Annotated in this window: 7 protein-coding genes; 2 read left to right on the top strand and 5 right to left on the bottom strand. The window is 55.5% G+C overall.

The annotated features are described in order from the left end of the window. The 3 genes from AC07TV_RS15255 to AC07TV_RS15245 all read right to left on the bottom strand — a co-directional run. On the bottom strand, positions 1-1,127 hold a 1,127-nt coding region (locus AC07TV_RS15255; protein WP_494649218.1), incomplete at its 3' end, for an ABC transporter permease. Then, on the bottom strand, positions 1,124-2,314 hold the full coding sequence (locus AC07TV_RS15250; RefSeq protein WP_494649217.1) for an efflux RND transporter periplasmic adaptor subunit: 1,191 nt from the start codon (positions 2,312-2,314) through the stop codon (positions 1,124-1,126). The genes AC07TV_RS15250 and AC07TV_RS15255, both read right to left, overlap by 4 nt. After that, complete coding sequence (locus tag AC07TV_RS15245) at positions 2,311-2,859, bottom strand: TetR/AcrR family transcriptional regulator (RefSeq protein ID WP_494649227.1); 549 nt, start codon at positions 2,857-2,859, stop codon at positions 2,311-2,313. Before AC07TV_RS15245 ends, AC07TV_RS15250 begins: the two co-directional genes overlap by 4 nt. Positions 2,860-3,128: 269 nt before the next feature. On the opposite strand from AC07TV_RS15245, the gene AC07TV_RS15240 reads away from it, so the two are divergent. Continuing rightward, positions 3,129-3,461 (top strand): hypothetical protein, encoded by a 333-nt coding sequence (locus AC07TV_RS15240; protein ID WP_494649216.1) that lies wholly within the window; start codon positions 3,129-3,131, stop codon positions 3,459-3,461. A 157-nt stretch (positions 3,462-3,618) separates the two neighbouring features. On the opposite strand, the gene AC07TV_RS15235 is transcribed toward AC07TV_RS15240, so the two are convergent. Continuing rightward, positions 3,619-4,080, bottom strand: coding sequence for a peroxiredoxin (locus AC07TV_RS15235; RefSeq protein WP_494649215.1), 462 nt, complete (start codon positions 4,078-4,080; stop codon positions 3,619-3,621). 331 nt (positions 4,081-4,411) lie between these two features. Between AC07TV_RS15235 and AC07TV_RS15230 the strand changes: the two genes are divergently transcribed. Beyond that, positions 4,412-4,852, top strand: a complete 441-nt coding sequence (locus AC07TV_RS15230; RefSeq protein WP_494649214.1) for a response regulator — start codon at positions 4,412-4,414, stop codon at positions 4,850-4,852. A 924-nt stretch (positions 4,853-5,776) separates the two neighbouring features. Here AC07TV_RS15230 and AC07TV_RS15225 read toward each other — a convergent pair. Further along, positions 5,777-6,598 (bottom strand): IS110 family transposase, encoded by an 822-nt coding sequence (locus tag AC07TV_RS15225; RefSeq protein ID WP_494649213.1) that lies wholly within the window; start codon positions 6,596-6,598, stop codon positions 5,777-5,779. Positions 6,599-6,651 lie beyond the last annotated feature (53 nt).

Raw genomic sequence — 6,651 nt, 5'->3', positions numbered from 1 at the left:
GCGCAAATAACCATGACCACCACAAAGCCGCGCGCAGCATCGCCGGGCTCCAGCAGAACATACTTGGGAAAGAATGGTGCCCACACCGTGGCCGAAACCTTGCCGACGAGAAAACCGATCAGCCCCAAACCCAGGGCCTGCTGAAGAATCATTCCGGCTATGGTCCGGTTACGCGTGCCTATCAACTTCAACACGGCAATCTCACGAATTTTGCCCAAGGTCATCGTGTAAATGATGAAAGCGACGATGGCCGCGCTGACCACCGCGAGAATGACCAGAAACATCGCGATTTGTTTGGCAGAAGTAGCAATCAGCTTGGACACCAGAATTTCTTCCATTTGAACCCGGGTGAAAGCCTGCAAGTGCTTCCAGCGCCTCACTTCATTTGCGACGGTCTCGGGCTGACTTCCTGGAGACACCTGAACCAGCACGGCATTGACGTTGCGATTCGCGTTCTGCGATGCCTGGATGGCCTCGAGCAAACCCGGCACGCCCGGGCGATTCAACGTCGGATTGGCCGTTGTTCTTGCCCGCTCATTGAGGATGGCATCGTTGTCCTTCAGGAACTGTGCCTCCTGTGCATCCTTGAGCGGAATGAAGACCATGGGGTCGCCGCCGGACGAAACCATGCGTTTGGTCAGGCCGACGACCCGGTAGTCGTGCCGACGAATCCGAATGGTATCGCTCAACTGGAAGCCGGTTTTGACGTCGGCGACGGCCTCGTAATGGTTACGGGTAATGTGACGTCCGGCAATCAGGTAGCCGGGCTCTCCGGGCTGGCCCGGCTCGAAGCCAACGACCATGGCGCGCACATCGGTATTGTCCAGACGAACCTGCATGGTCAGATAAGTCACGTTGGCGGCACGGGCCACGCCCGGCAGGCTGAGCAATGAGCGGTACACGTCGTCATGGATGCTCGACGACTCCGCATACGGCCCCTGCGTGTCCTGCTGCACAACCCACAGGTCAGCACCACTGTTATTGAGCAGCGCCTTGGCATCATCGACCATGCCGCGATACACGCCGGCCATGGTCAGCGTGACGCCAATCAGCAAGCCAAGACCGATTCCGGTCAACACGAACTTCGACCAGGAATGCAGAATGTCGCGCCCGGCCAGACTTATCACTGGCGTTGTCCTGCCAGTTGTTCGACAATTTTGACGCGGCTACCTTCAGACAGCTCGCGCTCGCTGAAAACGATGATTTCGTCACCTGCGCCAAGTCCTTCCAGTACCTGCACCGCACCATCCAGGGTACTGGTGCCGAGTTTGATGGCGACAAAGACTGGCTTGCCATCGCGTAGTTTCCAGACACCAGAACCCTCAGGCATTTGTTTGATAGCTGCATTGGGCAGTGTCAGGCCAGATTGATTGGCTGCCGTTTGAACGGTCACCTCGGCCATCTCGCCAATACTGAGGCCTGGCGGAATCTGGTCGAAGGTAATCAGGGTGATGCGCTCCTCGGTCACGCTGTCACTGACCGGTTCAATCCTGACTACCTTGCCGGTTAATGGCATTCCCGGATTGCTGCGCAGGGCAATGCTTGCGGCTTGTCCAGCAGCCAGCCCGCGGGACCGCCCCTGGTCCAGCCGGACCTTGACCCAGAGACTGCTGGGCTCTATCAACTTGAGCACCGACTGGCCGGCAATGACCGTCGAGCCAGCTTCAACATCACGGCTGGTCAGCACGCCGTCAACGGGCGCGACCAGGCGCAGGTTATTCCGTTGCTGCCGCAAAGCATCCTGGTCAGCCTTCAGGCGGACGACCTCCTGCCGTGCACTTTGCAGATTTGCTTCGCTCGCATCGACGGCTGCCTGAGCCGAGGTCAGTTCCTGTTGTTTGCTCTCAACTGCACTCGGGCTGACGAAATGCTTATCGCCGAGGTCGCGATAGCGTTTCGCATTCAAGCCGGCAATCATCTGGCGGGCCAGAACATCCTTGCGCTGAGCGTCAGCCGCCAAAACCGCGCTGGATGCCCGGGCGTATGAGGCTTCAAGCGAACGTAGTCGTTCGTCCAGGTCGACTGGGTCGATTTCTGCCAGCAGTTGCCCGGCCTTGACCTGTTCACCCACATCGACATGAACTGCTTTGACGCGACCAGCAGCGGTGGGTCCAATAAAATAGCTGCGTCGCGCTTCGACCGTGCCAATGCCGAACAGGGATGATGACAGCCTGCCGGCTTCGACCCGAGTGATGGTGACTTTGGTCGGCGCTAGGGGGCCTGAGCGGGCGACCACAAAGCCAAATCCAACCAGAAGAACCACTGCAAAAGCCACCAGGCCAAACTTGCGACTGAGAAGACTATCGAGCTTCATGACTTGACCCCAAGGGCGGCAAGATAAAGGTCCAGAACGCCGACCGCCTGTTGCTCCATCTGCTCAGTGTGTCCGCTGAGCATGGATTGAATGACCAAGCCCTGGATGGCACCAAGGAACAGGGCTGCCGCCGCTGCGCAATCGGCATCGGCGCGAATCAACTTCGCCTCAATAGCCGCGGCAAGGGTTTGGGAAAGGGTTTGGCGATAGCGCTGCATGATTTGCTGCACCCGCTGCTTGACGGGGGATGAAGCAGGTTGCTGAAGCTCGCCAAAAATAAGGCGAGGCGCGCCGGGGTATGCTTTGGCAAAAGCAACGTGAGTCATGAACATGGCCTTGAGGGCAGTCAATGCATCAGAGGAGCTCTCCTTGGCGGCCATGAGCTCGAACATCAAATGCGCTTCGATCCATTCGACGACAGCCAGGCGGATGGCTTCCTTGCTGGCGAAGTGCCGAAAAAGCGCCCCCTGAGTCACATTCATGGCTTTGGCAATGTCCGTAGTCGTTATGTCGGCAGGGCTGCGCTCGGCTGATAGCCGAACCATGGTGGCGACGATTTCTGCCTGGCGAGACTCGGTGGATTGACGAGGGCTAATAGACATGGCTGGCTGTAAGTAATAAGTTAATTACAAGTATAAGCGACCAATTTTAGATTTATCTAATATTTATTGGGCCAATTGCAACTATTTGTTGCTGCGTCAGTTTTTCCGAAAATCAGGGCTATAACTGGATTGAAGGTTTGAAGAAAGTATGCCGTATCACTTCAGACCCAATCGTTGTATTGAGTTAATTTTGTTTGGTTGGGAGAGAAAAAATGACCAGGAACACCGTAAAAATCATGTTGTCTGCCATTGCTTTAGGCTTGATGACTTCAGGAGCCATTGCCGCTGATGAGACTGTTTACGGTAGTCAGATGATGACTAACCAGGAGCGGATGGAACATCGTACGAAAATGAATGCTGCTAAAACGGCCCAGGAGCGCGAACAAGTTCGCTTGGAGCATCATGAACAAATGCAGCTCAGAGCCAAGGAGCGTGGCGTTACCTTGCCGGATACGCCGCCCGCACAAGGTGCTGGCATGCGCCAAGGTATGGGACCCGGCGGTGGCATGGGAGGCGGCGTGGGGGGGGGCGGTAGAGGCCGCTAACGGATAATAGCTGTTGTGGGATGGCAGCCTGCTGGTGGCGAGACTCATTGAGCTTCCATATCGCCGGCTCTACAAAATCGGCCAACCCCGTCATTCACCAACACGGCAGGTTCCATCAACAATCCCTTGCTTGTTGCAATGCGGGGGGCGATCAAGGCTACATCGCCGCCAGAAATTTCAAGTCGGCGATAACTTCGGCGGCATGTTTTCCAGCGTCTACCTGTAGGTATGCCTTGGCGATCCTGCCATCAGGATCAATGAGAAATGTATCGCGTTCGGCGAACTTGATCACTCCCCAGTTGGAATAGGCTCCAAAGCTCCGGGATACCTTCCCATCCTTATCAGAAACAAGCGGGAAAGGAATGTGCTTTTCCTCGGCAAATTCCCGGTGGGAGTTTTCTGTATCTACGCTGACGCCAAGCACTTGGGTGTTCAACTTCGTAAACGGCTGCTGGTTGTCCCGGAAATTGATCGCTTCGGTTGTACCGCTTGGCGTGTTGTCCTTGGGATAGAAATAGAGGACGCCCCATTTTTCCCTCCACTCGGAGAGGGATCTCGATTTCCCATTTACGTCAGGCAAGACAAACGTAGGGGCGACTGAACCCGGCTGAGGGGGCATCTCTGCAGAGGCAGCACCTGACAGCAAGATGCTGGACCAGACAAGCCAGTGTCAGTGTTTAGTCATCTCTTCTATTCACACCAAGGAAACTATATATTTTGTGTGACAGATTTGTTGGCGAAAAATTTCAGGGGAGTGCTGAGGAAGGCGTTCATCCTGTCAGGACTGTCTTAGTCTGGCTTGGACTGACCTGCTGCAATATAAAAACGCATTTTGAATATTTCAGCCATTTTGATGTTAATCATGATTCAATGTGCTCTAAGTGATAAATTGTCCTCCTGTCAACAACGTCTTATAAGCACTTCAAGTGGGTAATTCGCGCAAATCTGACATGCATTCAGATGTTAGTCTGGACCGTGGCCCCATTAGCCCTACTATTTTCCTTGGCGCTCGGGTATTAGTGGTTGAAGATGACCCTATCAACCAAGAGGTAATTCAGGAACTTCTAGAATATCTTGGGCTGCTTGTGGAACTCGCAGATGACGGGATAGCGGCGCTTGAGCGCGCGCGTAACGGTTTTTATGATCTGGTCTTCATGGATATACAGATGCCCAGACTCGACGGATTGCAGGCTACGCGCGAGATTCGAAAATTGTCTGGCTGGGAGCAAATTCCAATAATAGCCATAACCGCCAATGCTTTTGTCGAAGATCGCCAAAATTGCATTGCGGCTGGCATGAATGATTATTTAACCAAGCCAGTTGACCCTGACCAACTCTTGGTTGCATTGGATAAATGGTTGCCAAAATGCAAGCGCGAAATAGATCGCTAAGATCGCTAGACTGGCTCTCATCGGTTGTTCTGTGTAGCCAGGCCCCGCACCTGTCCTCTACTTTGTCTGATACAACAGCATTTTCTGACTGACCGGCGTAGCTCATCGTGTATCTGGCGCAATCAAGGTTCCGTCCAAGTGTGGGTTAGGATCAGGAGCTTCCCTCTTCTTAATAACTCAGAGCATAGTTCAGCAATAGCCTGGTTTTCCGTTGTTGCTCTGCTCTTCCATGCGACGAAGGTTGTACTGATTGCTTCGGTCCATGGCCAGATCAGGTTGAAATCTTCAAAGTCCTGCCAGCCGATCTTGCGGGACCGAATCTGGGACACCCATTAGCCGGTCCTAGTCAAGCGAGCACACAATTCCATGGCGGCGTCAGCCGCCGGTTTTCAATCTCTTCATCCACCGCTTGCAGTTGCCGACCGCGCCCGTTTCTTCAATTCATGGTTGCGACGAATCGCACCAGACACCCATCAGGATCAAGCGAACGGCAATGAAACAGCCGGTCGCCCTGGCGGCTTCGCCGCCCCAGAAAAACGTTGGTGCCGCAACGCGTCCAATGGGTTCAACACAGACCCGTGGCTGCTGGTTCCCCAGCACCAATCCCTGGCTGGCTTGCATTGCGGGCGATCCGCTTGTACTGCAAATCGGTGACGGCGACACGGCCTCCCATTCAGACCAAATGGCTGTTGCTCCAGTCCCCAGGTCCGGGCTTGCCGGCCGCCGTCCTTACTCATGCGAAGCAGCGCGTCACGTCAAACGGTTTGCGCTCCTTCAAAATGTGGAAGCAAGCCCGCACCAGCTTGTGCGCCAGCGCCTTGATCGCCACCACGTTGCTGGTCTTGGCTTTCTTCCGTTCGTAGAAATGCTTCGCCTCGGCGCAGTAGCGCAGGGCAAAGTTGGCTGCCTCGACGAACGCCCAGGCTAGGTACTTGTTGCCGTTCTTGGCGTTCCCTTCCCCTTATTTCTTGCCGTTGCTGGTGTGCACGCTGTCGACGCAGCGGGCGTAGAGGCAAAGTTGCCGGCCGCAGCGAAACGGTCGATCGGCCCGGTTTCGAGCAGGATCGTGGTGGCCAGCACTTGGCCAATGCCCGGCACGCTGGTCAGGAGTCCGTACTCCGTGCGCGCGCCGACCTTTTCCTGCAGACGCTTTTCAAGACGATCAATTTGCGCGGAAAGTGTGGCGATGACCGCCACGTTGGTTTTGATCGCCAGCGCCACATCTTCCGGCAAGGGCATTCGATCAACGGCATCGACCGTCAGTTGCTTGACTTGATTGCTGCTGATCCGGGCGCCCTGTTGGCGGGCGGTGATGTTCTCAACGGCAAGGATGTGCGCGGTGCGACTGCGCACCAGTTGCATGCGCTTTCTGGCCAGATCGCGCACGGCGCGTTGCTCCGGCGGCAGGATCGTTCCGGTCGGCAGAATCCCCAGCCGCAGCAGGTGGAAAAGGTAGCGCGCATCAGTTTCGTCGCCGCTGTGCTTGAACCCTTCGTATTTCTTGATCGCCGTGGTGTTGGCCAGATGCACCTTGAAGCCCGCCGCTTGCAAGCCATCGACCAGCCAGTACCAGTTGAAGGTCGATTCGACCACTACACCGGCCATCTCCTCCCGCCAGGGCAGGAGCAATCCGACGATCTTGGTCAGGTCGTTGGGCAGCCGCTTTTCTGCCACGACTCGGTCTTTTTCATCCGTCACGGTCACCACACTGTTGTTCGAATGCAGGTCAATTCCGCTATATTTCATTTCCGGCCTCCGAGGGTTATCGCAAGTTCGCAAACTCACTTTAACCCCGCCGC

The sequence above is a fragment of the Azonexus sp. GW821-FHT04F04 genome (assembly GCF_059420025.1).
This window is presented reverse-complemented; position numbering and strand designations above follow the sequence as displayed.

Excerpts from the sequence above, each read along its gene's own strand:
- AC07TV_RS15250 (WP_494649217.1), bottom strand. The coding sequence starts at position 2,314 with ATGAAGCTCGATAGTCTTCTCAGTCGCAAGTTTGGCCTGGTGGCTTTT.
- AC07TV_RS15240 (WP_494649216.1), top strand. The coding sequence starts at position 3,129 with ATGACCAGGAACACCGTAAAAATCATGTTGTCTGCCATTGCTTTAGGC.
- AC07TV_RS15230 (WP_494649214.1), top strand. The coding sequence starts at position 4,412 with ATGCATTCAGATGTTAGTCTGGACCGTGGCCCCATTAGCCCTACTATT.
- AC07TV_RS15225 (WP_494649213.1), bottom strand. The coding sequence starts at position 6,598 with ATGAAATATAGCGGAATTGACCTGCATTCGAACAACAGTGTGGTGACC.
- AC07TV_RS15235 (WP_494649215.1), bottom strand. The coding sequence starts at position 4,080 with ATGCCCCCTCAGCCGGGTTCAGTCGCCCCTACGTTTGTCTTGCCTGAC.
- AC07TV_RS15245 (WP_494649227.1), bottom strand. The coding sequence starts at position 2,859 with ATGGTTCGGCTATCAGCCGAGCGCAGCCCTGCCGACATAACGACTACG.